Genomic DNA, 22,311 nt, shown 5'->3' with positions numbered 1-22,311 from the left:
GGTCTCTCCGATGGTCGGTCGGGCTCAGGCGCTGAGCTGATATTGCTTGATGAGGTCGTAAAGCGTCGGGCGGCTGATCCCGAGCAGCTTGGCCGCGCCCGAGATGTTATTCTCGGTGCGGGTCAGGGCCTGCTGAATCACCTTTCGATCGGCGATCTCGCGCGCGGCGCGCAGGTTGATCGGGGTGGCTTCGCCCTCGCTGTCGACGCCCGACTGGAGGTCGAGATCGCCTGCGGTGACGAGCTTGCCGTCGGCCATGATCACCGCGCGCTTCACGCGGTTTTCGAGTTCGCGCACGTTGCCGGGCCAGGGATGTTCGTCGACCGCCTCGACCGCGTCGGGGGCAAGGCCGGTGACCTTGCGGCCGAGGTCGGCGGCGTACTTGTTGACGAAATGCCGCGCGAGCAGGACGGCATCGCCGGTGCGTTGCGCCAATGGCGGGATCGGCACGACGATCTCGGCGAGGCGGTAATAGAGGTCTTCGCGGAAGCTGCCGTCGGCGGTCATCGCGTCGAGGTCCTGGTGGGTGGCGCAGACGATGCGCGTATCGACCTCGATCGCCTTACGCCCGCCAATGCGTTCGATGACGCGTTCCTGGAGGAAGCGCAGCAATTTGACCTGGAGGGGCAGGGGGATGTCGCCGACTTCGTCGAGAAAGAGCGTCCCGCCCTGCGCCTGTTCGATCTTGCCTTCGGTCGTCTTGACCGCGCCGGTGAACGCGCCGCGTTCATAGCCGAACAGTTCGGCCTCGAGCAGGTTTTCGGGGATTGCGGCGCAGTTGATAGCGACGAACCCGCCCTTGGCGCGCGGGCTCTGGTCATGGACGGCGCGGGCGAGCAATTCCTTGCCCGTGCCGCTTGCGCCCAGCAGCATGACCGAGACGTCGGCAGAGGCGACGCGTTCGATGGTGTGCGCGACCTTGAGCATCTCGGGCGACGCCGAAACGATCGAGCCAAGCACGGTCTGGCTCTCGCCCGCGCTAGCCTCGAGGCGACGGTTTTCGCTTTCGATCTCGTGCAGCTGAAAGGCGCGCTTCACGATGTGGCCGAGCTCGTCGATATCGACCGGTTTCTTATAGAAGTCGTAGGCGCCGCTCGCGACCGCCTTCAACGCGCTTTCTCGCGCGCCATGGCCCGAGGCGACGATGACCTTGGTATCGGGCTTGAGCGCGAGGATTTCCTCGAGCGTTGCGAAGCCTTCGGTGGTGCCGTCGGGATCGGGCGGCAGGCCGAGGTCGAGCGTAACGACGGCGGGCTCGTGAAGGCGGAGCATCTCGATCGCCTGCTTGCGGTCGGTGGCCGCGACGACCTGATAGTCTTCATAAGCCCATTTCAGCTGACGCTGCAGGCCTTCATCGTCTTCGACGACGAGTAGGACGGGAAGATCGGATTTGCTCATGCGCTTTTCCTGGTGGGCTGAGCGACCTCGGGGGCCGCTTTCTTGAGGTGAATGGTGAAATTGCTGCCATGGCCGGGACGGCTCTCGACGCTGAGACGACCGTGCATAGCGCCGATCAGCGCGCGGGCTTCGTAGGCGCCGATTCCGAAGCCGCCGTCCTTGGTCGAGGCGAAGGGCTCGAACAGGCGCGAGCGGACGAACTCGCCGTCCATGCCGCGCCCGGTGTCGATGATTGCGATCGTGACCTCGTCGCCGTCGCCGTCGACCCGAACGATGACCGGCTGGTCGGGATCGCTCGCGTCGACCGCATTCTGGAGCAAGTGACCGACCGCCTGTTCGAGCCCGTGGGCATCGGCGTGGACCCAGCGATCGATATCGCCGAGCAGGCGGACCTCGTGGCCGCGATTCTTGGCCGCGACGGCGAAGCCGAGCACGTCCTTGAGCGGCGCGGCGCCGACCTTTTCGGAAGCTGCTCCGCTTTCGCTGTTCAGGCGTGCGAGCAGGTCGTTCATCTTTCCGACCGAGCTCTTGATCGTCGCGACCATGTCGGCGCGGAATTCGGGATTGTCGGCATGGCGTTCGGCATTGCGCGCGACCAGCGAGAGCTGGCTAACCAGATTCTTGATGTCGTGCAGGATGAAGGCGAAGCGGCGATTGAACTCGTCGAACCGTTCGGCTTTGGCGAGCGCGTCCTGCATCAGCGCCTCAGCCAGCGCGGACGCGGCCTGACGGCCGGCCGTGCGCAGGAGATCGAAATCCTCCCAGTCGAGCGGGCGGCGATAATCGGGCGCGGCAACGAGGACGAGCCCGACCATGCGATGGTCGTGGATCAGCGGGATGCCGACCCAGATCGTCTCGTCCTGCTTCATCCAGCGGGGTACGGGGAGCGAAGGCCCCTTGGCCCAACCGCCGCGAATGGCATCGAGTTCGAGGATATGGCCCTGTTTGGACAGCTGGTCCCACAGTGCATCGAGATCGGCGTCGGAGGCGATGGGCGGGGTGCTGCCCGGCCAACCCCAGTCAGCAGCCTGGACGAGATTGTCGTCACGGTCGCGGGCGATGAGGATGCCGCCCGGTGCCTCGAGCATGTCGGCAAAGGCGCGCGCGATGCGCTGGCCGAGGCTGCCCGCTTCGCGCGTCCCGCCGAGCGTGTCGACGAAGCGCAGCCATTCGGCGCGATAGTCGTAGCGATGTTCGAAGAAATGCTTGGCGATCTTGACCTTGGCCCAGCTGCGCGCGCGGGCCGACGGCAGGATGGCGATGGCGCCGACAGTGAGAACCGAGAGCAAGGCGATGGCGCCATTGGTCGACCAGTCGCCGTCCGCCTCGCGCAGCACGCTGGTCAGCACCGCCATCACGACGAGATAGGCGCAGATGCCGAGGATGGAGAGCGACTGGAAGGTGGCGGCGCGCGACAGGCGAATGCGCCAGAGCGAATTGCGACGCACGGCCAGCGCGAACAGCGGGGCGGTCAGCGCGACGACCAGCCCGCGCCAGTCATAGACGGTCTGCGTCCAGTCCCAGCCGAGATAGGCGATGGTGTAATAGTTGAGATCGAAGACCCACAGCGCCGCAAAGGCGAGCATGGCGTAGGAGATGGCCGAGCGGCTGGCAGGCGCCGCCTGGCCGTATACGTTGTGGACGAGCACCAGCCCGCCCGCCGCCGCGGTGATGCGCAGCAGGGCGGCGGTCGTGACCAGCCCGGCCTCTAGCGAGGCGTCGGGGGGCATGACATGGGGCAGCGTGTCGGCGAGGAATTGCAGGCCGAGCACCGCCGCGACCGCGCCGTAGACGAGCCGCACGCCCTTCTGTCGCTCGGCATGCTCGTCGCTCATCGCGATGCTGTAGAGCAGGGCGATCCAGACGAGGTTGCGCGCAGTTTCCGCGACCATGGCGAGCGGCGAACCCGGCTCGGTCGCGACGACCCATGCCCACAGGCAGGTCATTGCCAGCGACGACAGGAGCAGGCGCTGGCCATTGCCTTTCACGCCGAGGTGCAGCTGCCAGCCGACCAGCACGGCAAAGAGCCCCGCCGCCAGCGCGTGGGTCCAGAAGGCGATCAGCGCGTCCATCGCAGCGTGCCTTTGCGTAGGGGTGTAAAGATCACCGACATAGTGGCACTGTCGCAAAACTTTACAAATGAAGCGTTACCGAGAGGCGGATAAATTATGGCGGAAAAGCGGGAAATCGGGTCGAGCGGGATCATGGTGGCGCCGCTCGCGCTAGGCGGAAACGTGTTCGGATGGACCGCCGACGAGACGACCAGCTTTCGCCTGATGGACGCCTTCGTCGATGCCGGGGGCGACATGATCGACACGGCCGACGTCTATTCGGCGTGGGTCGAGGGTCATTCAGGGGGTGAAAGCGAGACCGTCATCGGCAAGTGGCTAGCGCAGTCGGGCAAGCGCGACGAGGTGGTGATCGCGACCAAGGTCGGGATGATGGCGGGGCTGGCCGCGGACACGGTCGCGGCGGCGTGCCAGGCGTCGCTGGAGCGGTTGGGGGTCGAGACGATCGACCTTTATTACCTGCACAAGGATGACGACGCGACGCCGCTCGAGGAGACGATGGGGGCGTATGACGCGCTGGTGAAGGCCGGCAAAATTCGTGCCGTCGGCCTGAGCAATTTCACCGCGCCGCGGATCGCCGAGGCGATGCGGGTGTGCGAGGAAAACGGGCTTGCAAACCCGCAGGCGCTGCAGCCCTGGTACAACCTGGTCGAGCGGGCGCGGTTCGAGGATGAGTTGGAAGGCGCGGCGAAGGAAGCGGGGCTCTCGGTCTTCCCCTATTACGGCATCGCCAATGGCTTCCTCGCGGGCAAATATCGCTCGAAGGACGATCTCGACAAGAGCCCGCGCGGGATGCGCAATATTGGCTATCTCGTGGGCAAGGGGCCCAAGGTGCTCGAGGCGATGGACGAGGTTGCGGCCGAGACGGGCGCGCCGCTCGCGAGCATTGCGCTGGCGTGGCTGATGCAGCGGGTGACCGCACCGATCGCGAGCGCGACGAGCCTGGCGCAGCTGAGCGAGTTGACGGTGGCGATGGAACTGTCGCTGACCGACGCGCAGATTCAGAAACTCGACCAAGCCAGCGGTTAACGGCCTTATCGGCGAGCCGCCGTCCTGCTGCGCCCGGCGCGTTAGGCGACCGGGGGCGATCCACCTATCGTGGAGCGCGAAAGGATCGTTGGATGGGTTGGATTATCGGAAGGGCCGCGGCCATGGAAAATCCCGAAAAAGCGCGGGAAAAGGCGCTGCGCAAGCTACACGGGCTCGGCGCGCTGGACGATCCCGAGGCGCTGGTCGTGCCGATCCTGCTCGACGCGATCCTGCTGGTGGAATCCTATCGCGGGGCGCGGCACCAGCCGACCTTCCTTCCCGAACTCACGAAGAGCGTCGATGCCATGCTGCGCGAGCTGACGCTCAACGAGAAAGCCGACCTGTGGGCTGCGGAGTGATCAGGTCGCGGGGACGAGCTCGATGATGTCGAGCATGCTCTCGAACCGCGGTTCGGGGAGCAGCAGGCGGTAGCGGCCACCCTCGATTGTTTGCAGCACGCCCGCGACGTCGCGGTCGGGGTCGGCGCTGTAGCGCATCGCGCGTTGCTCGTCGCCGAGTACCAGCGTGCCGAGGAAGACGGCGCGTAGCTGGCCGTCGGGGAAGATCAGCCCGACCGGGCGCTGCGAACCGGTCAGCTTGGCGAAGCCCAACAGGTCCTGCTCGGTGCGGATGCGGCAATTGAAATAGGGATAGTCGACATATGAGAGCATGCCGGCACTCCTCGCCCCGACCTTAATCACGCGGCAGCGATAGTCGCCGGGTGCCGGCGGCGCGTAGGGCAGCGCGGCATCGGGCTGACCGAGCGCGCCTAGCGCGTCGATGTCGTCGCCATGCCCGTTCGCGCGCGCATCCGCGAGCGCGGCGACGAAGGTCTCCCGCCAGTCTCCGATGCGATCGCGGTCGGCAGCGGTGGCGGCCTGGCGCCAGTTGCGTGTCTCAAGCGTGTCGATCAGCGGGCGGCCGGGGAGCTGGGAGCATCCCGAAAGCACGAGCGCAAAGGCGAGAAAAGGCCATCTCATGAGGCGCACCCTATTGCGCGGTCCAGCCGCCGTCCATCGAGAGATTGGCGCCGGTAATCGATTTTGCGTCGTCGCCCGAAAGATAGACGGCAAGGCTGGCGACTTCCTCGACCGTGACGAAGCGCTTGGTCGGCTGGGCCTTCAAAAGCACGTCGTTCATGACTTCGTCGCGGGTCATATCGCGGGCCTTCATCGTGTCGGGGATCTGCGCCTCGACCAGCGGGGTCCAGACATAGCCCGGAGAGATGCAGTTGACCGTGACGTCGTCGGTCGCTGCCTCGAGCGCAACGGTCTTGGAGAAGCCCGCGACGCCGTGCTTGGCCGCGACATAGGCGGACTTGTTGGGCGAGGCGACTAGGCTGTGCGCGCTGGCGATATTGATAATGCGGCCGAAGCCTTTCTGGCGCATGGCGGGCAGGCACAGGCGGGTGGTGTGGAAAACCGCCGAGAGGTTGACCGCCATGATCGCATCCCATTTGTCGACCGGGAACTCGGCGACGGGGGCGACATGCTGGATGCCGGCATTGTTGACGAGGATGTGCGGGCTGCCGAGTTCGGAGGTGCAGCGGCCGACCATCGCATCGATCTGTTCGGGGTCGGAAAGATCGGCGCCGTCGTGGAGCGCGGGGGCGTCCGCCAGCTCCTCGATTTCGGCGCGAATGGCCTCGATCTCGTCGGCATCGCCGAAGCCGTTGAGCATGATTGACGCGCCCTCGGAGGCAAGCGCCTTGGCGACTGCAAGGCCGATGCCCGACGTCGATCCGGTGACCAGCGCGCGTTTCCCTTGAAGCTTCATCAGGTCTTCTCCCTTTGGCGCATCGTGTCGCGTGGGCGGCGCGCGATTGCAACCGTTTCGGGTCCCCAAGCATTCCCAAGGGGCAATCCAAGAGGGGACGAAGCATGCGTATCGGTGGTCGCGACAGCAATAATTTCCAGGACCGGACGGGTCAGCGCGGGGGCGGCGGCCTCGGCGGCGGACTGTCGGCGGGCATCTTCGCGCTGCTGTTCCGCTTCGTCGCGTCCAAGTTCGGGATCGTCGGCGTCATCGTCCTCGCGCTCGGCTACTGCGCGCTTTCCGGCGGGCTCGGCGGGATGCTGGGCGGCGCTCCGCAAGGAGCCAGTAGTGCGGGCGAATCGACGCTATCAGCCGAAGATCGTGCGCTCCTGACGGGCACGCTGGAATCGACCGATGACGTCTGGACCGCGCTGTTCCGGCAGGCTGGCGCGACCTATCAGGAGCCGCAGCTTGTCGCCTACACAAGCGGGACGCAGACGGCCTGCGGCTACGGCCAGGCGGTGATGGGACCGTTCTACTGCCCGGGCGACAATTCGATCTATATCGATCCCGATTTCTTTGACGAGCTCCACCAGCGGTTCGGCGCGCCGGGCGACTTTGCCGCGCGTTACGTGATCGCACACGAGGTCGGGCACCACGTCCAAAATCTCGAAGGTACGCTCGCCAACGTGCAGCGCCAGCAGCAGCGCGTCAGCCAGACGCAGGGCAACCAGCTCCAGGTCGGCGTCGAGCTACAGGCCGACTGCTATGCCGGCGTGTGGGCCGCGCAGACCGGCGCGATGGAAGAAGGCGACCTGGAAGAAGGCATGCGCGCCGCCGAAGCGATCGGCGACGACACGCTCCAGCGCAACGCCGGCCGCCGTGTCCAGCCCGAAAGCTTCACCCACGGCTCGTCTGCCCAGCGCATGGAAGCCCTCCGCCGCGGCCTCAGCACCGGCAATCCGGCGGCCTGCAACTATTCGGGCTAGCTTTCGCGCCTACGCGCCCTAAGATCACTCCCTCGTAAGGCGTGTTGGAAACACGCGCGCGGCAGCACGCCCGCGCGTTGAGGGGGACACGCCATGGCAACGATCATCGCAACCGGACGCACGCGCGGGAAACTCCACCGAGTGCTCGGGCTCGCCTTCGCGCTTGCGATCGGGGTCGGGGCGGTGATCGGCGCGGGCATCATGCGAACGCCGGGCGCGGTGCTCGATGCCTTGCCGGTGGTGGAACTGGTGCTGCTCCTTTGGGTCCTAGGCGGCGTTCACTGCATGCTGGTCGCAATACCGCGTCGGAATTGGCGACATCGGTGCCCAAGGCTGGCGGGCTGTTCGTGCCGGTGCGACTGGCATTCGGGAACGCCATCGGACTGCTCGCCGGGTGGACCGACTGGCTCTCTTATGTCGCTGGCGCGGCGATGTTGGCAGTCGTTTCGGCGGAATTCTTCGCGCTCCTCGTGCCAGCGGCCAATGACCATATCGCAATCACGGCAACCGGAGTTGCGCTCGGCTCCATGCTGCTCAACTATTTCGGGGTGAAGGAAGGCGCGGCCTTCCAGTTGATCGGTAGCCTGCTCAAGGCGAGCTTCCTGTTCGCGATTATCGCCATAATTTTCCTGGTCGAGCCGACCAAGCCCGCCGCCCCGCAATCCACGTTGACCGAAACGGTCGAGCCCCTCGGCCTGTTCGCGATCGTGGCGGCCTACCAGCTGGTCTATGGCGCGTTTGCCGGGTGGACTGCACCGGTCAATTTTTCCGAGGAAGACGTCAACACATCGCGCAACCTGCCGCGCGGATTGTTCCTGTCGTTGTTGACGATCACCGGCGTCTATTTCCTGGTCAATGCGAGCCTGCTGTCGGCCCTGCCGGTCGAACAGATGCGCGCATCCGAGCTGCCGGTCGCGGTGGCGCTGGAGAATATTTTCGGGGCGACGGGGGGCAAGATCGTGGCGGGCGGCGCGCTGCTGCTGGCCGCGAGTTGCATGAACAGCAGCGTCATGGTGATGCCGCGGATCATCTACGGGTTGGGCCGCGACGGGCTGTTCCCCAATGTCGTGACCAAGGTCAATCGCGGCGGCACGCCTCACGTCGCACTGCTGTGCTCGATGGCGCTGATGATCGCGTTGGTCTTCACCGGCGGCTTCGATTTCTTGTTCCGCCTGATGGGGGCGCTGACGATCCTGATCCTGGTGCTCTACCAAGCGTCGTTGTTCGGATTGCGGCGCAAGTTTCCGAATCTCGAGCGACCCTATCGCGCGCGGCTCTACCCTTGGCTTCCCGCCGCCGTGCTGGTGCTCGATGCGGTGCTGCTGGTGCTGTTCGTGACGTCCGATTTCTTCGGCGGGGCCGTGATGCTCGGGTTGGTCGCGATCTGCCTGCCGATCGGCCACTATCTGGCGCGCGAGCGGGGAAAGGCTAGCTAACCCTACAGCTTCACCAGCATCTTGCCCGTGTTGGCGCCGCTGAAGAGGCCGAGGAAGGCGTCGAAGGTGCTGTCGAGGCCGTTCATGACGGTTTCCTTGCTGGTCACCTGTCCGCCCGCGATCATCGGGCCCATGGCGGCGTAGAATTCGCCCATGCGCGGCTGGAAATCGGTGAAGATGAAGCCCTTCAACTGCAGCCGCTTGCCGATCACGTACATGATGTAGCGATAAGCATAGGGATCTTCGTGGTTGTAGCCGTCGATCATCCCGCATTCGGCAAAGCGCGCATTATCCTTGGCGACCACAAAGGCGGCGTCGAGATGGTCGCGCCCGACATTGTCGAAATAGACGTCGATGCCCTTGTGGCCGAGCTCCTTGAGCGCGGCCTTGAGCCCCTTGAGGATCGGACCGGCCTTGTAATCGACGCAGGCATCGGCGCCGAGACCTTTGACGAAGTCGCATTTGTCGGCGCCGCCCGCCGAGCCGATGACGGTCATGCCTTTGGCCTTGGCGATCTGCACGACCGCGCTACCGACCGCGCCCGCCGCGGCGGAGACGAACACGACATCGCCTTCCTTGGCCTCGGCCACGTCCATCAGCCCGAACCAGGCGGTGCCGCCGGTCAGGCCGAGATTGGCGAGGAAGTGATAATGGTCGACGCCCAAATCGGGGAGCTTGTTGACCGCAGCGGCGGGAAGCACCGCCTCGTCGCGCCAGCCTGCAAAGGTCAGGACCTTGTCGCCCTCCGCAAAGCCGTCGGCTTTCGAAGCGACGACTGTTCCGACCGCGCCGCCGTCCATCGGCCGGTCGAGCTGGAAGGCGTCGAAATAGCTTTCCGTGTCGTCCATGCGCGCGCGCATATAAGGGTCGACCGACAGCCAGTCGTTCTTCACATGCACCATGCCGTCCTCGAGTGGGGCGAGCTCGATGTCCTTGAGCGCAACATCATCATGGGTAGGGAGCCCTTGCGGGCGCTGCATCAGGTGCCAGGCTTTGGCCATATCTCGTCTCCCGTTTCGAATTGCCACCGGCCTACGCGGCTGGCGGTGCAAATGAAAGGCCCGGCCATCCGAAGATGACCGGGCCAAGGGCCGGCTATTGAGCGGGGCCGACCCGAAATCGAACTGTGTCGATTAGTAAGTGTGCGAGAAGCTGCGGTTCAGCATGTGCGGACCGGCTTCACCACTGTCGAACTTTTCGCCAAGGCCTGCGCCCGCGACCTTCATCGCGCCATTCGTCCTTGGCCTGTTCGGCGGTGAGGTTCAGCTTCACCTTGTCGCCATCGACCGTATCGAGGTGGCGGCAGGTCAGCGAATGATGGTGGCCATCTTCGCTGTCATTCTTGGTCAGGATCATGCGGTCGCCAACGACCTTGTCGATGGTCCCGACATGATTGCCTTCGCAGTCGACCACTTCGACATGCTCTGGGATCGAGCGCATCATCTCGCGCAGCTCATCCGCTCGCTACGCCAGTTGGTGAACTCGTCGTCGAAGCGACGAGCATTTTCGCTGCGCCATTCGGCGTAATCGCGATCGAGTTCCTCGATCTGCTGGTTGCGCCAATTGGTGTAATCGTCGTCGAACGAGCCGCGCGAGGTGAATTCACCCTGCGTCGATCCGCGATCGAAGCGGTTCTGCGCTAGGGCGCGTTCATAGTCGTAATCGTCGGTGCGGTCGTAGGACGACGGCGAATAGGGCCGACGGTCATACTCGCGGCGATAATTACCGGGGCTGGTGTCGTAACGGCTACGCCCTTCGAAACGTTCGTCCATCATGCGGCGTCGTTCGGCGCGTTCGTCACCAAACCAGCTGCGGATTTCATCCGACGCGCGCTCGAAAAAGTCGCGGTCGTTACGGTCATAATCAAGGTCGCGAAGGTCTTCGCGCCCCATATTACGACCAGTGCTGCGGGGGCTGCGGAATTCCGAGGTCTCATACCCCGAATTGCGCCTCATCCTGTTGTCATAGCGATCATATGCCATGGTCGTGTTCTCCCTTTACGTCGGTACAGATCGTCACACGCCGATTGCGCGTAACATTCGGAGAACCAACGGAAAATTGGAGGTGCGCGTTCCGGCCTTCGGCGGCGTAATCGCCAAGCCGTGAACGAGGCAAGATCAAGCGTTGCAAAGGGGTGCACGCGGCGCTAAAGACGCGCTTCGCCGGCAGGCTCGGGGCTGTAGCTCAGTTGGGAGAGCGCTGCAATCGCACTGCAGAGGTCGGGGGTTCGAATCCCCCTAGCTCCACCAGCCGCCGGCGCTTTCTCTCCCGACGATCTCAGTCTCGAGACAATGGCCGGCACGGCCGTATGAGATCGCTATCTCAGGCCCAAATGATTTGGCCCGTCGCTCAATTCGCCGCCCAGATAGCCTTGGAATATCACGGCCGCGGCCAAGAGCGTCAGGAGAGACCGCAATATCCACCTATTTTGTCGTGGATCCCTAGCAGTCCACCAGGCGGCGACACCCAACAGGGCAATGGCCGTTCCAAGCCATCGATGCAGGCCCAGCGTCTCAGACCGATCGGACAGGCGCCAGCCGGCAGCATACCAGCCAAGAAGTGCCGAAACGACCGCGCCGGCGGCACCGCCGGCGGTCAACAGTCTGACGGTCGTTTCCATGCCCGCGGCCGGGCGTCTCATCAGGATGACTTCGGCAATCAGCGCCATCAGAAAGAGCGCGATAGGGAAGTGCACCGCAACCGGGTGCAGCCGGCCTAACAGGTTGTCGGCGGACTGGAGTCGGTTCGCCTCGATCCTTTGCTGAAGTACTTCCTCCGCCGACAGAGATGGCGCATCCGCGTGCTCGTCAGGTCCTCGATGTTCCGCCGCGACGGATTCTGCGATCAGTTCAGCGTCAGTCTTGTCTTCCTTATGGCCCTCGTGGGCGCATGCGACTGCAGACCAGGCAAATAGAATAGTGAAGACGAGCAGACGACGCTTGTTCATCGTTTTACCTTCTCGAACAAGTCGATCAATTCGGCAAACTTCGTCGCCTGATCGTCCGCGTCGCCGCTCGCGATTGCATCTTGGATGCAGTGGTTGGCGTGATTTCGCAGGACTCTCGCGCTCGACCTTGCCGATTGCGGCCTTGATAGCTTGGATCTGGGTGAGGATGTCGATGCAGTAGCGATCGCTTTCGACCATCTTCTGGATGCCGCGCACCTGTCCTTCGATGCGCCTCAAACGGTTGATCACGTTTGCGCTTTTCACGGCCCAAATACCCTATTGCAAATACCCTAAGGGGGTATATATGCACGAAATTGAAGGAGACACAAGCGTGATGATCGATTCTCGCATTTCGCGGCGTTCATTGCTCGCCCTGGGCGGGCTCAGTGCTGCCTCGGTCGCATTGCCAGCATGGGCGCGCGGCGGTTCGATCATGGCGCAGGATGTTCGCAAGGGCTTCGACGAGGCTCGTGGTCCCGCAATCGACCTGCATGTCGCGCACACGAACTTCGCTGTAAGCGGACGGGCTGGGCACGCGGTGGCAGTGAACGGATCCATTCCCGGACCGCTCTTAAGACTGCAGGAGGGCAGCAGTGTCCGCCTGGCCGTCCACAACATGCTTGGCGAGGACACTTCGATCCACTGGCACGGCCTGCTCGTGCCGTTCCAGCTCGACGGCGTGCCCGGTGTCAGCTTCCCCGGTATCAAGACAGGCAAGACCTTCGTCGCCGAGTTTCCCGTGCGGCAGAGCGGCACGTATTGGTGGCATAGTCATTCGGGATTGCAGGAGCAGATGGGCCATTACGGGCCAATCGTGGTCGACCCCGCGGGCAGCGACCCGATCGAAGTGACGCGCGACTATGTGGTGGTGCTGAGTGAGTTCAGCCCGATGCATCCCCACGTCATCTTCGACAAGCTCAAGAAGGCCGAGGGCTATTTCAATTACCAGAAGCGGACATGGTCAGACGATTATCCGTTGACCGACAAGGAACGTCGCGAGTGGGCGCGCATGCGGATGATGCCGACCGACATTCTCGATGTGACTGCCTCGACCTACACCTACTTGTTGAACGGGCATGGACCGAAAGACGGGCTCGAATATGCGTTCCGACCCGGCGAGCGAGTCCGCCTACGCTTCATCAATGCCGGGGCGATGACCTTTTTCAACGTGCGCATTCCGGGTCTACCGATGTCGGTGGTGCACGTAGACGGGCAAGCTGTCTCTCCGGTGGAAGTCGACGAATTCCAGATCGGTCCTGCCGAGACCTATGACGTGGTCGTCGAGCCCGGCGCGATCGATGCCTACACACTAGTCGCCGAGGCAATGGACCGTTCGGGCATGGGCGTTGCGACGCTCGCAAGCCAGCCCGGTGCGCGCGCCTCGGTGCCCGCGCTTCGCTCGCCCCCGATCCTGACCATGGCGGACATGGGTCATGGAGCGATGGGTGATGGCGACGGTGCGCATAAGGGTCATGACATGGGCGGCGGCAACGACATGGACATGAGTGGCGGCATGAAGATGCGCGACACGTCACTGCTGCCCCCGACCGTGGATGCGGGCGTCGGCGTGGACATGGTCGCGATGAACCCGGTCAGCGGAATCGACGATCCCGGTCTGGGCTTGCGCGATGTCGATCACCGCGTACTGACCTACGCCGACCTAAAGGCTGCCAAACGCAACAAGGACCCGCGTCGTCCCTCGCGGCGGATGGACATTCACCTGACCGGCAACATGGAACGCTACATGTGGTCTTTCGACGGCAAGAAGTTCTCTGCCGTCGCCGACGAGCCGATCCGCTTCGCTCACAACGAGCGTGTGCGCGTGAAGCTGGTCAACGACACTATGATGGCGCATCCCATCCACTTGCATGGCCACTTCTTCGAACTGGTCAATGGCGCGCCCGAGGGGCATCAGCCGCTGAAGCACACGGTTGCAGTGCAGCCGGGCAAGAGTGTCGAGTTCGACCTCACCGCGGACGAGCCCGGCGACTGGGCGTTCCACTGTCACCTGCTCTACCACATGCATGCGGGAATGTTTCAGATCGTGACCGTATCCAATCCGTCGGGAGATGACGCATGATCGTCTTTCCGATCGTGATGGCCGGCGCGCTTACGCTCCAGGACCACCAGGACCACAGCGCGCATGCGGGTCACGCCCCGGTAGCGGAGCAGCCCGCTTCGCCGACGAGCCAAGACCAACGTCCCGGCACGCATGAGCCGGTCGAGGATCCCCCGGCATCCGATGCCAAGGACCATGGCAATACGAGTCATGATGCGATGGACCATTCGGCGATGGGTCACGAGATGAGCGCCGATCCTCCTGCGGATACCACGAAGAAGGATCTTAGCGAACATCAGCAGATGGGCCATGACGTGCACGCCGCGCCGCAAGGCGACGTGCAGGAGGTCGATCACGCGGCGATGGGGCACGCGATGCCCGGCGATGAAGACATCCCGCTAGCCGGACCACCAGCCACCGCAGGAAGCGGGCCGGCACGCGCGGCGATCGCGATCTGGGGTGAGGAGGCCATGCGCGAAGCGCGTGAGGACCTGATCGAAGACACTGATGGCGGCACGCGCGTGCTGGTCATGGCCGACCGCGCCGAGTTGCGCACTGACGGCCGTCATCAATCCTACCTCTGGGATGTGCAGGGGTGGTATGGCGGCGACATCGACAAGCTGTGGATCAAGAGCGAGGGCGAAGGCGAGTTCGGTGGTTCGCTGGAAAGCGCCGACGTCGAAGCGCTGTGGAGCCATGCCATCGCGCCCTTCTTCGACGCGCAGGTCGGCGTTCGCCAGGACCTGACGGGACCCGAACGCACCTATCTCGCCGCTGGCATACTTGGCTTGGCTCCCTATGAGTTCGAGGTCGATGCGACGACGTATCTCTCGACCAAGGGCGACCTCACTGCCCAGCTCGAAGCCGAAGTGGATCAGCGGGTCACCCAGCGTTTGATCCTGCAGCCGCGCGCCGAGGTCCGACTTTCGGCGCAGGATGTGCCTGAACTCGGGATCGGAAGAGGTCTAAGCGTCGTCGAGGCAGGTTTGCGCCTCCGTTACGAACTTTCTCGCGAGTTCGCTCCCTATATCGGCGTTGCCCACGAATGGCGGGTTGGCCGCACGGGCGATTTCGCCCGCGCGGAAGGCGAAAATATCAGCGTCACACGGTTCGTTGCGGGGGTGCGAGCCTGGTTCTGACCGAACCACAGCACTTCGCCATCGATGGCGCGAAGCATGTCACTGCAGAGAAATTCAGAGGGAAGGTCCATGAACGAGACACACGAAGGCCACAAGAGTCAGAAGCAGATGTGGATGAAGTTTGCGGGGATGATCGCAACGTCCACGATTGTCATGTTCGTCCTGATGCATCAGCTAGTCTACGAGGCTGACCACCTGACCTTCAGCCTCAACCGCTTCATCGCGTCGCTTGTCTCGGGCTCGACCATGGTGATCATCATGCTCGGTTTCATGTGGAGCATGTATCGCGACCCCGCCCTGAAGAAGATGGTCGTGGTAGGCGCGGCTATCGTGTTTGTCGGCCTGCTTTTCGTCAACCGCCAGCAGGTGCTGATCGGAGATGAAGGCTATATGCGCTCGATGATCCCCCACCATTCGATTGCTATCAACAACTCGCGCAAGGCGACGATCACCGATCCGCGCGTGCGCAAGCTCGCCGACGATATCATGAAGGCACAGGTCAAGGAAATTGCCGAGATGAAGATGCTGCTCGAGGACATCGAAGTGAATGGAAAGCAGGGTGACGGTTCGGCGTTACCCCCGCGCACAGCGGATCTCACGCCGGAGCTACTGGAAAAGGCTGAAAAGCCTGTCGAGCCGGTCGTGGAGCCAGAGGTGCGATGAAGTGGAAGTCGCAAGGTAGCGTGAAGTCGGGCGCAAACCGCGTCTGTATCAATTCGTATTGCAACTCGCATCATTTCGACCCCGTCGCTCTTTTCGAGGAAGCCAAACGATGAAAGAACCGCGCCTCCACCGCATGGTCATGCCAGACCACCTCTGCCCGTCCGGACTCAAAGCCCTCGACCTGCTCAAGCGCGAGGGGTTCGAAGTCGACGATCGTCCGCTCACCAGTCGGCCGGAGGTCGATGCCTTCAAGGCCGAACATGGCGTCGCCACGACCCCGCAAATCTGGATCGGGGACGAGCGGATCGGCGGCTATAGCGACCTGCGCAAGCATCTCGGCAAGGTGAAGGAGGGCACGACCTACTGGCCCGTCGGCATCCTGTTCGCGATGACTGCGCTGATGGCGCTGGGCGCGGGATGGGTGGCCACCGGCGAGGCAATCTCGATCCTCGCCGCCGAATGGTTCGTCAGCTTCTCGATGTGTGCGCTCGCCTATCTCAAGCTGCGCGATATCGAGGCGTTCTCACTGAGCTTCGTCAACTATGACCTGCTCGCACGGCGCTGGGTGCCGTACAGCTTCATCTATCCTTGGGCGGAAGGGCTCGCTGGCGTCCTGATGACCGCACACATCCTTGATTTCATCTCGATCCCGGTGGCGCTGTTTATCGGCACGATCGGAGCGGTGAGCGTCTTCAAGGCGGTCTATCTCGACAAACGCTCGCTCAAATGCGCCTGCGTGGGCGGTAACAGCAACGTGCCGCTGGGCTTCGTGTCGCTGACCGAGAACCTGTTTATGATCGGCATGGCGATCTGGATGCTGGTCAAACCGTCGATGGGGTAGAGGCGGCCGATCGGGTCCCGAACACCGGGTCGCCCTGGCGATGCCTGACTTGTAGCCACAAGGCGAGCAACAATATCGGTGGCGCGATGAAGGCCCCATAGCGCACGAACTGCGGAACGAAGAAGGCAACCAGCAGCGCCACCTTTTCCCACCAAGCAAGCGTTTCCCAGCGACTTGCCGCGAGGACTGCGAAGCCCAAGCAGGCGACGGTCATATCGTAGTGATAGCCATATGGCAGGATCAGGAAGGTCGCCGTGGCGGCGGTGAAGACGGAGAAGTGACGGCTCAAAAGGACGATTGCGGCGACGGCAAAGAGCATCTGGCCGAGCAGGCCGTAGGACACGAACGGCACGACCATCGATCGCCTTGCACCATCGCTGGGCGTCATGAACAGGCCGGACTGATAGGCGGACGTGTCCGAGACAAATGCGCGCCAAGTGTCGATCCCGAACGCGGCGGCGCTGAGCGTGACAAGAAAGAGGGTCGTCACGACAGCGATCAGGAATTGCCGCCGGTCGGCAAGCGTTCGGATGAAGATCATGAGGCCGAGATGCGGTTTGAGCGTCGCGAGTCCGGCAGCGATCCCCGAGCCTCTGAACGACCAGAGCCAGAGCGCGCCGATCAGGAGGCCGTAATGGCCGTAGACGATGCACACCAGCGTCGCTGGATTGAGGACAGCGGCCCACCAGGGCAGAGCGGGAGGCAAATAGGGCCGCGCGGCAAGGGCGAAGAGGACAACGCCAGCGACGTTCCAGATGAAGAAGGCGGGGGGGTGCGAGAGCAATCCGAACGGCGCCGCCAGGAACAGGCTGTGCGGCGGGTAGCTGTAATTATTCCCCCACGTGAAACCGAGCAGCGTCTCGCTCAGTCGCGTGAACGCTTCACGGTCATAAAGCAGGACGGCGTCACCCGAGAGAATTGCCTGTCCGGCAATCCAGACATTGGAAAAATCGCGCGCCATCAGCGCTTCGCGCCACGGAAGATCGCGAACGACGATCACGCTGACGCTCATCATCACGAGCGCGTAGGCTACGATTGCGATCCAGATCCAGCGCGGCATGCGCGCATCATGCGCGTATGGGGTCAAAGCGCAATCGCGAACATGGTCGCCAAAAGAAAAGCCCCGGCCGTTTCCGACCGGGGCTGATCTGTTTCGCTTGTCGCGAGGACTTAGTCGTCGTCGCGGCCTTCGGTCAGGAAGGCGGGCGAGAAGTCGGGATCGGCCTTGTCGCCGCCCTTGTCTTCCGAGCGCTTGTCGTCACGGCGCGGACCGCGGCCACGGCCGCCGCCATCACGACCGCCGCCACGCGGACCACGACCACCGTCACGACCGCCGCGACCACCGTCTCGGCCTCTGGGACCACGGTCACCGCGCGGTTCGCGCGGCGGACGGGTGTCTTCCAGCTCTTCGCCGGTTTCCTGGTCGACCAGGCGCATCGACAGGCGGACCTTGCCGCGCTGGTCGATCTCGAGAAGTTTGACCTTCACTTCTTGGCCTTCCTCGAGAACGTCGGTGACCTTCTCGACACGCTCGTTCTTCATTTCCGAGACGTGGACGAGGCCGTCCTTGCCCGGCATAAACGTCACGAACGCGCCGAAATCGACGATGTTGGCGACCTTGCCGGTGTAGATCGTGCCGACTTCGGGTTCGACCACGATGCCTTCGATCCACTTCTTGGCAGCGGCGATTTCGTCGAGGTTCGACGACGAGATCTTGATGATGCCTTCATCGTCAATGTCGACCTTGGCACCGGTCTCCGCGACGATTTCGCGGATGACCTTGCCGCCCGTGCCGATGACGTCGCGGATCTTCGACTTGTCGATCTGCATCGTCTCGATACGCGGCGCGTGCTTCGACACTTCGCCACGGCTGTGGTCGAGCGCCTTGGCCATTTCGCCGAGGATATGGCTGCGACCTTCCTTCGCCTGGGCGAGGGCGGTCTTCATGATTTCCTCGGTGATGCCGGCAACCTTGATGTCCATCTGGAGCGAGGTGATGCCCTCTTCGGTACCCGCGACCTTGAAGTCCATGTCGCCGAGGTGATCTTCGTCACCCAGGATGTCCGACAGGACGGTATAGTCGTCGCCCTCGAGGATGAGGCCCATAGCGATACCCGAAACCGGGCGTTCGATCGGCACGCCGGCGTCCATCATCGACAGACAGCCGCCGCAGACCGTCGCCATCGAGCTCGAGCCGTTGGACTCTGTGATGTCCGACAGGATACGGATCGTATAGGGGAAGTCTTCATGGGTCGGCAGCACCGGGTGCAGCGCGCGCCAGGCCAACTTGCCATGGCCCGTTTCGCGGCGGCTGGTGAAGCCGAAGCGACCCACTTCGCCGACCGAGTAAGGCGGGAAGTTATAGTGCAACATGAAGTGGTTGTAGGAGAGACCCTCCAGACCATCGATCATCTGCTCGGCGTCCTTGGTGCCCAGCGTGGTTGTGCAGATCGCCTGCGTTTCACCACGGGTGAAGAGCGCCGAACCATGGGTGCGGGGCAGGAGGCCGACCATCGCCTCGATCGGGCGGACCTGGTCGGTCTTACGACCGTCGATGCGCTGGCCGTCCTTGAGGATGGCCTTGCGAACGATGTCGCTTTCCAGCTTCTTCACCAGCTTGAGGCGGCCCATATATTCGGCCGGATCGCTCTCGGCGAGATCGGCATAATGATCACGGGCCTTTTCGCGCGCGGCGTTGACCGCGTCCTGGCGAGCCGACTTGTCGGTGATCTTGTAGGCAGCGGCGAGATCGTCGCCGATGACACCGCGAAGCTCGTCGAGCGTCGCCGACTTGTCTTCGACCTTGTCGAGTTCCCACGGATCCTTGGCTGCCTGTTCGGCCAGCGAGATGATCGCGTCGACGACCTTCTTCGAAGCTTCGTGAGCGAACTGGACGGCGCCCAGCATTTCGTCCTCGGTCAGCTCCTTGGCTTCCGATTCCACCATCATCACCGCATCGCGGGTGGCGGCAACGACGAGGTCCAGACGACCTTCTTCGAAAATGCCGTCGACCTTGGGGTTGAGGACATATTCGCCATCGACGAAGCCGACGCGTGCGGCGCCGATCGGGCCCATGAAAGGCACGCCCGAGATGGTGAGCGCGGCGGAAGCGGCGATCATCGCGACGATGTCGGGCTCGTTTTCGCCGTCATAGCTCAGCACCTGGGCGATGACGTTGATTTCGTTGTAGAAGCCTTCCGGGAAGAGCGGACGAACCGGGCGGTCGATCAGACGGCTGGTCAGCGTTTCCTTCTCGGTCGCGCGGCCTTCGCGCTTGAAGAAGCCGCCCGGGATGCGCCCGGCCGACGAGAATTTTTCCTGGTAGTGGACGGTCAGCGGGAAGAAGTCCTGTCCTTCCTTGACGCTCTTGGCGGCGGTGACCGCGCAAAGCACTACGGTTTCGCCGAGGGTCGCCAGCACGGCGCCATCGGCCTGACGGGCAATGCGGCCCGTTTCGAGCTTGAGGGTCTGGCCGCCAAGATCGATTTCTACAGTTTTCACATCAAACATATTTTTGTGTCACCCGCGGGCCGGATGCCGCGCGGGGCCTCTTTCAGATGACGGACTGACCGGTCCGTCGCGGTTCGGGGCTTTGTCTTTTTGCCCCCATCATGGCCTCTGCCGGATTGCAGGGGCCCGGATATGCGAAGGGCGCCGCGTGGGCGCCCTTGCTGAAACTGGTTACTTACGCAGGCCCAGCTTACCGATCAGGTCGGTGTAGCGGGCGTGGTCCTTGCGCTTGAGATAATCAAGCAGGCTGCGACGCTTGTTGACGAGCATCAGAAGGCCACGACGCGAGTGGTTGTCCTTCTTGTGGGTCTTGAAGTGTTCGGTCAGCGTCTGGATGCGGTCCGTGAGGATGGCAACCTGGACTTCGGGCGAACCCGTGTCGCCTTCGCCGCGACCATGTTCCTTGACCAGCTCGGCCTTGCGTTCAACAGTGATCGACATCGTCTACTCCTTATTCTGAAACGTTGAACCCGCGGATCACGGCGACCTCGCCATTCTCCTCCACCGAAACCAGCGCGACAGGGGCTTGCCCTTGAGTCGCGAAATACTGGCCCGGCGATGCGGGGTGCCCTTGGAGACGCTGGCCATGCCGGAGCAGGCGGGCCTCTTCAGGCGTGACGGACAAGGCCGGGATGTCGTCCAGCGCCGCTTGGAGCGGCAACAGCAAGTCCGTCAGATCGCGCGCACTAGCGATTTTATCGAGAAAGTCCAGTGGAATCGCCTGTTCGAGCGAGAACGGACTGGCGCGCGTTCGCCTCAACATGGTGACGTGACCGACGCTTCCAAGGGCGCGTGCGATATCCCGTGCCAGCGATCGGATGTACGTGCCCTTGGACACGGTCGCCGAGAAGGTCGCACTGTCGTCGGTCGTTTGGGTCAGCAGCAGCTCGTGGATCACCACCGTTCGGCTCTTGAGGTCAACTGCCTCGCCCTTGCGTGCAAGGTCGTAGGCGCGCTTGCCGTCGACCTTGAGCGCGGAATAAGCCGGCGGCAGTTGCTCGATCGTGCTGGTGAAGCCCGGCATGACGTCCTCGACCTCCTGTCGGGTAGGGCGGACGTCGCTTTCGGTGATCACCGCACCCTCGGTATCGAGCGTGTCGGTTTCCTCGCCGAATTTCACGGTGAAGTCGTATGCCTTGGTGGCATCGAGCATGCGCCCGGCAAGCTTGGTCGCTTCGCCGATCGCGATGGGCAGCACGCCGCTGGCAAGCGGATCGAGCGTCCCGCCATGGCCGACCTTGGGCTTCTTGATGCCCAGTCGACGCATGACGCCCTTCACCCGCCCGACCACCTTGGTCGAGCCAATCTCCAGCGGTTTGTCGATGATCAGCCAGCCATGCATGCCCGCCGCCTAGGCGAGCGCACGGCCGGTTGGCAAGCGGCTCAGCCGCGCGGCACGATCGAGCTCGCGTCCACCATCTGCGGCGCGAGCGACTGGCGGATCGAGCGGACCTGGCACTGGAGCGGCATGCCCCCGCCATCGACCACGTGGACGCGGGTGAAGCGGTCGACCTTGCTGGTTCCCTGGCTGTCGAAGATGAAGGTCGGGTTGGTCGCGACGATGCTGTCGAGGCAACCCTCGTTCAATGCTGTTCGATACCACCTGCCGGCGGCGCGAACGAAGATGATGTCATTGTCGCCGCGATAGACGTTGCGGATCGTACCGGAGAAAAAACTCGCTTCCTGGGCTGCGACACCCGGAATATCGCTGTTGAACGAGGTCTTCTCGGCAGTGGCGCAGGCGCCAAGCGCCAATAAAGCGGCGAGGGGGGCTAAGCGGGTCATCGGACGTCTCCTGCTGTCTCAGCCATAGGCTGGCTTGCATGATCCTCACCTGAACGCGCCATTTCCTCTTCGGCTGCACGCAGGCGGGCGAAGAAATGGCGGCGGCACAGCGCGACGTAGCGGTCGTTGCCCCCGATTTCGGTCTGCGCGCCCGCCGCGACCGCCTTGCCTTCGCCATCGACGCGAAGGTTCATCGTCGCCTTGCGCCCGCATTCGCACACGGCCTTGAGCTCCACCAGCGCATCGGCGAGCGCGAGGAGGGTCGCCGACCCCGGGAACAGCTTGGCCTGGAAATCGGTGCGCAGCCCGTAGCACAGCACCGGGATGTGAAATTCGTCGGCGAGCCGCGAAAGCTGGATCACCTGCTCCTCGGTCAAAAATTGCGCCTCGTCCACCAGTACGCAGTCGAGCGGCTGTTCGTCATGCTGCGCCATGACGGCGGAGAGCAGGTCGGTGTCGTCCTCGAACTTGTGCGCGGTGGCGTCGAGCCCGATGCGCGATCCGATCGTTCCCTCGCCCATCCGGTCGTCGAGCGCGGCGGTCCAGAGCATCGTGTTCATGCCCCGCTCACGATAATTGAAGTCTGCTTGCAGCAGGGTGGTGGACTTCCCGGCATTCATCGCCGCATAGTAGAAATAGAGCTTGGCCATGGCCCACCTTAACGCGGGACTGACCAAGCACAATTGCATTT

22 protein-coding genes and 1 tRNA gene are annotated in these 22,311 nt (G+C 63.4%); 9 read left to right on the top strand and 14 right to left on the bottom strand.

Features of this window, described 5'->3' with window-relative positions; all coding sequences use genetic code 11:
* Nucleotides 1-24: 24 nt before the first annotated feature.
* Together prsR and prsK are read right to left on the bottom strand one after the other, a co-directional pair.
* Nucleotides 25-1,398, bottom strand: a complete 1,374-nt coding sequence (gene prsR / locus KTQ36_RS10010) for a PEP-CTERM-box response regulator transcription factor (protein WP_218633518.1) — start codon at nucleotides 1,396-1,398, stop codon at nucleotides 25-27.
* A complete protein-coding gene (gene prsK / locus KTQ36_RS10005; RefSeq protein ID WP_218633517.1) occupies nucleotides 1,395-3,470 on the bottom strand; it encodes an XrtA/PEP-CTERM system histidine kinase PrsK in 2,076 nt (691 codons plus the stop codon). The genes prsR and prsK overlap by 4 nt, the downstream gene beginning before the upstream one ends.
* A gap of 96 nt (nucleotides 3,471-3,566) precedes the next feature.
* Here prsK and KTQ36_RS10000 point away from each other — a divergent pair, with 96 nt between their 5' ends.
* Nucleotides 3,567-4,496 carry an aldo/keto reductase gene (locus KTQ36_RS10000; protein ID WP_218633516.1) on the top strand — a complete coding sequence of 310 codons (930 nt, stop codon included), beginning with the start codon at nucleotides 3,567-3,569 and terminating at the stop codon, nucleotides 4,494-4,496.
* A 92-nt stretch (nucleotides 4,497-4,588) separates the two neighbouring features.
* Nucleotides 4,589-4,855: a hypothetical protein gene (locus KTQ36_RS09995; protein WP_218633515.1), complete on the top strand. Its 267-nt coding sequence runs from the start codon at nucleotides 4,589-4,591 to the stop codon at nucleotides 4,853-4,855.
* On the opposite strand, the gene KTQ36_RS09990 is transcribed toward KTQ36_RS09995, so the two are convergent.
* Entirely contained in the window at nucleotides 4,856-5,476 is a 621-nt protein-coding gene (locus KTQ36_RS09990; RefSeq protein WP_218633514.1) for a DUF4893 domain-containing protein, read from the bottom strand.
* A 10-nt stretch (nucleotides 5,477-5,486) separates the two neighbouring features.
* Complete coding sequence (locus KTQ36_RS09985; protein WP_218633513.1) at nucleotides 5,487-6,272, bottom strand: 3-hydroxybutyrate dehydrogenase; 786 nt, start codon at nucleotides 6,270-6,272, stop codon at nucleotides 5,487-5,489.
* 104 nt (nucleotides 6,273-6,376) lie between these two features.
* Here KTQ36_RS09985 and ypfJ point away from each other — a divergent pair, with 104 nt between their 5' ends.
* Both ypfJ and KTQ36_RS09975 read left to right on the top strand, forming a co-directional pair.
* On the top strand, nucleotides 6,377-7,240 hold the full coding sequence (gene ypfJ / locus KTQ36_RS09980) for a KPN_02809 family neutral zinc metallopeptidase (RefSeq protein ID WP_218633512.1): 864 nt from the start codon (nucleotides 6,377-6,379) through the stop codon (nucleotides 7,238-7,240).
* Between the two features lie 41 nt (nucleotides 7,241-7,281).
* On the top strand, nucleotides 7,282-8,676 hold the full coding sequence (locus tag KTQ36_RS09975; protein ID WP_345777705.1) for an APC family permease: 1,395 nt from the start codon (nucleotides 7,282-7,284) through the stop codon (nucleotides 8,674-8,676).
* A 2-nt stretch (nucleotides 8,677-8,678) separates the two neighbouring features.
* On the opposite strand, the gene KTQ36_RS09970 is transcribed toward KTQ36_RS09975, so the two are convergent.
* The 3 genes from KTQ36_RS09970 to KTQ36_RS09960 all read right to left on the bottom strand — a co-directional run bounded on the left by KTQ36_RS09970 (nucleotide 8,679) and on the right by KTQ36_RS09960 (nucleotide 10,568).
* The gene (locus tag KTQ36_RS09970; RefSeq protein WP_218633510.1) at nucleotides 8,679-9,677 is read right to left on the bottom strand and encodes an NADP-dependent oxidoreductase; all 999 of its coding nucleotides are present in this window, start codon (nucleotides 9,675-9,677) and stop codon (nucleotides 8,679-8,681) included.
* A 178-nt stretch (nucleotides 9,678-9,855) separates the two neighbouring features.
* Nucleotides 9,856-10,119, bottom strand: coding sequence for a DUF2171 domain-containing protein (locus KTQ36_RS09965; RefSeq protein WP_218633509.1), 264 nt, complete (start codon nucleotides 10,117-10,119; stop codon nucleotides 9,856-9,858).
* Complete coding sequence (locus tag KTQ36_RS09960; RefSeq protein ID WP_218633508.1) at nucleotides 10,116-10,568, bottom strand: SWFGD domain-containing protein; 453 nt, start codon at nucleotides 10,566-10,568, stop codon at nucleotides 10,116-10,118. Before KTQ36_RS09960 ends, KTQ36_RS09965 begins: the two co-directional genes overlap by 4 nt.
* A gap of 281 nt (nucleotides 10,569-10,849) precedes the next feature.
* Between KTQ36_RS09960 and KTQ36_RS09955 the strand changes: the two genes are divergently transcribed.
* Nucleotides 10,850-10,925: transfer RNA gene (locus KTQ36_RS09955), tRNA-Ala, on the top strand.
* A gap of 68 nt (nucleotides 10,926-10,993) precedes the next feature.
* Here the strand turns inward: KTQ36_RS09955 and KTQ36_RS09950 are convergent.
* A complete protein-coding gene (locus tag KTQ36_RS09950) occupies nucleotides 10,994-11,872 on the bottom strand; it encodes a metal-sensing transcriptional repressor (protein ID WP_425600730.1) in 879 nt (292 codons plus the stop codon).
* 85 nt (nucleotides 11,873-11,957) lie between these two features.
* On the opposite strand from KTQ36_RS09950, the gene KTQ36_RS09940 reads away from it, so the two are divergent.
* From KTQ36_RS09940 to KTQ36_RS09925, 4 genes are all read left to right on the top strand, one after another.
* Entirely contained in the window at nucleotides 11,958-13,703 is a 1,746-nt protein-coding gene (locus KTQ36_RS09940) for a copper resistance system multicopper oxidase (RefSeq protein WP_218633908.1), read from the top strand.
* The gene (locus tag KTQ36_RS09935) at nucleotides 13,700-14,821 is read left to right on the top strand and encodes a copper resistance protein B (protein ID WP_218633506.1); all 1,122 of its coding nucleotides are present in this window, start codon (nucleotides 13,700-13,702) and stop codon (nucleotides 14,819-14,821) included. Before KTQ36_RS09940 ends, KTQ36_RS09935 begins: the two co-directional genes overlap by 4 nt.
* A 69-nt stretch (nucleotides 14,822-14,890) precedes the next feature.
* Complete coding sequence (locus tag KTQ36_RS09930; protein ID WP_218633505.1) at nucleotides 14,891-15,484, top strand: DUF305 domain-containing protein; 594 nt, start codon at nucleotides 14,891-14,893, stop codon at nucleotides 15,482-15,484.
* 109 nt (nucleotides 15,485-15,593) lie between these two features.
* Nucleotides 15,594-16,325 carry a glutaredoxin family protein gene (locus KTQ36_RS09925; protein ID WP_218633504.1) on the top strand — a complete coding sequence of 244 codons (732 nt, stop codon included), beginning with the start codon at nucleotides 15,594-15,596 and terminating at the stop codon, nucleotides 16,323-16,325.
* Here KTQ36_RS09925 and KTQ36_RS09920 read toward each other — a convergent pair.
* From KTQ36_RS09920 to KTQ36_RS09895, 6 genes are all read right to left on the bottom strand, one after another.
* A complete protein-coding gene (locus tag KTQ36_RS09920; RefSeq protein ID WP_218633503.1) occupies nucleotides 16,306-17,385 on the bottom strand; it encodes a glycosyltransferase family 87 protein in 1,080 nt (359 codons plus the stop codon). The two genes, KTQ36_RS09925 and KTQ36_RS09920, sit on opposite strands and share 20 nt — an antisense overlap.
* Nucleotides 17,386-17,495: 110 nt before the next feature.
* Entirely contained in the window at nucleotides 17,496-19,835 is a 2,340-nt protein-coding gene (gene pnp, locus KTQ36_RS09915) for a polyribonucleotide nucleotidyltransferase (RefSeq protein WP_218633502.1), read from the bottom strand.
* 171 nt (nucleotides 19,836-20,006) lie between these two features.
* The gene (gene rpsO, locus KTQ36_RS09910) at nucleotides 20,007-20,276 is read right to left on the bottom strand and encodes a 30S ribosomal protein S15 (protein WP_218633501.1); all 270 of its coding nucleotides are present in this window, start codon (nucleotides 20,274-20,276) and stop codon (nucleotides 20,007-20,009) included.
* Between the two features lie 10 nt (nucleotides 20,277-20,286).
* Entirely contained in the window at nucleotides 20,287-21,177 is an 891-nt protein-coding gene (gene truB, locus KTQ36_RS09905; RefSeq protein WP_218633500.1) for a tRNA pseudouridine(55) synthase TruB, read from the bottom strand.
* 41 nt (nucleotides 21,178-21,218) lie between these two features.
* The gene (locus tag KTQ36_RS09900; RefSeq protein WP_218633499.1) at nucleotides 21,219-21,620 is read right to left on the bottom strand and encodes a DUF6491 family protein; all 402 of its coding nucleotides are present in this window, start codon (nucleotides 21,618-21,620) and stop codon (nucleotides 21,219-21,221) included.
* Nucleotides 21,617-22,270, bottom strand: a complete 654-nt coding sequence (locus KTQ36_RS09895; RefSeq protein ID WP_218633498.1) for a thymidine kinase — start codon at nucleotides 22,268-22,270, stop codon at nucleotides 21,617-21,619. Before KTQ36_RS09895 ends, KTQ36_RS09900 begins: the two co-directional genes overlap by 4 nt.
* Between the last annotated feature and the right edge of the window lie 41 nt (nucleotides 22,271-22,311).

The sequence above is a fragment of the Sphingomicrobium clamense genome (assembly GCF_019264355.1).
GTDB lineage: Bacteria > Pseudomonadota > Alphaproteobacteria > Sphingomonadales > Sphingomonadaceae > Sphingomicrobium > Sphingomicrobium clamense.
The sequence above is the reverse complement of the archived record's forward strand: the minus strand, read 5'-3'. Positions and strand labels throughout refer to the sequence as shown.

Bases quoted from the DNA above. Each gene is read 5' to 3' on its own strand.
- KTQ36_RS09970 (WP_218633510.1), bottom strand. From the start codon at position 9,677: ATGGCCAAAGCCTGGCACCTGATGCAGCGCCCGCAAGGGCTCCCTACC.
- KTQ36_RS09960 (WP_218633508.1), bottom strand. From the start codon at position 10,568: ATGGGGCGCGAAGACCTTCGCGACCTTGATTATGACCGTAACGACCGC.
- KTQ36_RS10000 (WP_218633516.1), top strand. From the start codon at position 3,567: ATGGCGGAAAAGCGGGAAATCGGGTCGAGCGGGATCATGGTGGCGCCG.
- KTQ36_RS09985 (WP_218633513.1), bottom strand. From the start codon at position 6,272: ATGAAGCTTCAAGGGAAACGCGCGCTGGTCACCGGATCGACGTCGGGC.
- KTQ36_RS09965 (WP_218633509.1), bottom strand. From the start codon at position 10,119: ATGATGCGCTCGATCCCAGAGCATGTCGAAGTGGTCGACTGCGAAGGC.
- KTQ36_RS09900 (WP_218633499.1), bottom strand. From the start codon at position 21,620: ATGACCCGCTTAGCCCCCCTCGCCGCTTTATTGGCGCTTGGCGCCTGC.
- truB (WP_218633500.1), bottom strand. From the start codon at position 21,177: ATGCATGGCTGGCTGATCATCGACAAACCGCTGGAGATTGGCTCGACC.
- KTQ36_RS09990 (WP_218633514.1), bottom strand. From the start codon at position 5,476: ATGAGATGGCCTTTTCTCGCCTTTGCGCTCGTGCTTTCGGGATGCTCC.
- ypfJ (WP_218633512.1), top strand. From the start codon at position 6,377: ATGCGTATCGGTGGTCGCGACAGCAATAATTTCCAGGACCGGACGGGT.
- KTQ36_RS09930 (WP_218633505.1), top strand. From the start codon at position 14,891: ATGAACGAGACACACGAAGGCCACAAGAGTCAGAAGCAGATGTGGATG.
- prsK (WP_218633517.1), bottom strand. From the start codon at position 3,470: ATGGACGCGCTGATCGCCTTCTGGACCCACGCGCTGGCGGCGGGGCTC.
- pnp (WP_218633502.1), bottom strand. From the start codon at position 19,835: ATGTTTGATGTGAAAACTGTAGAAATCGATCTTGGCGGCCAGACCCTC.
- KTQ36_RS09925 (WP_218633504.1), top strand. From the start codon at position 15,594: ATGAAAGAACCGCGCCTCCACCGCATGGTCATGCCAGACCACCTCTGC.
- KTQ36_RS09935 (WP_218633506.1), top strand. From the start codon at position 13,700: ATGATCGTCTTTCCGATCGTGATGGCCGGCGCGCTTACGCTCCAGGAC.
- KTQ36_RS09995 (WP_218633515.1), top strand. From the start codon at position 4,589: ATGGGTTGGATTATCGGAAGGGCCGCGGCCATGGAAAATCCCGAAAAA.
- rpsO (WP_218633501.1), bottom strand. From the start codon at position 20,276: ATGTCGATCACTGTTGAACGCAAGGCCGAGCTGGTCAAGGAACATGGT.
- prsR (WP_218633518.1), bottom strand. From the start codon at position 1,398: ATGAGCAAATCCGATCTTCCCGTCCTACTCGTCGTCGAAGACGATGAA.
- KTQ36_RS09920 (WP_218633503.1), bottom strand. From the start codon at position 17,385: ATGCCGCGCTGGATCTGGATCGCAATCGTAGCCTACGCGCTCGTGATG.
- KTQ36_RS09940 (WP_218633908.1), top strand. From the start codon at position 11,958: ATGATCGATTCTCGCATTTCGCGGCGTTCATTGCTCGCCCTGGGCGGG.
- KTQ36_RS09895 (WP_218633498.1), bottom strand. From the start codon at position 22,270: ATGGCCAAGCTCTATTTCTACTATGCGGCGATGAATGCCGGGAAGTCC.